Source organism: Acinetobacter calcoaceticus (assembly GCF_051947995.1).
GTDB lineage: Bacteria > Pseudomonadota > Gammaproteobacteria > Pseudomonadales > Moraxellaceae > Acinetobacter.
Genome location: NZ_JBLVVH010000073.1, coordinates 1 through 216 on the forward strand (window position 1 = coordinate 1; position 216 = coordinate 216).

Genomic DNA, 216 nt, shown 5'->3' on the forward strand with positions numbered 1-216 from the left:
GTTGGTACCAGAACTTGCGCCGCAGCAACTCGGCGGGATCGTCGGGAATCTGTCGCAGCCATTGCTCGAGGGCCTGGCGACGTTCGTCGTCGAGTCCGTCGTCGGCTTCCTCGTCACCCGTCCGCTCGTCCTCGGCGTCGGGCTGCGGCTGCGCTTGGCCGGGTGCTCCGGCGGTCTTCTCGCCTTCGTCTTCCGGCAGGCTGGTCGAGGGCGCCG

General features: G+C 69.4%; 1 protein-coding gene. It reads right to left on the bottom strand.

Annotated elements, in window-relative coordinates; all coding sequences use genetic code 11:
- Positions 1 to 216 (bottom strand): hypothetical protein (locus ACNQO6_RS18605; RefSeq protein WP_440209931.1); only part of this gene is annotated, 216 nt, incomplete at both ends.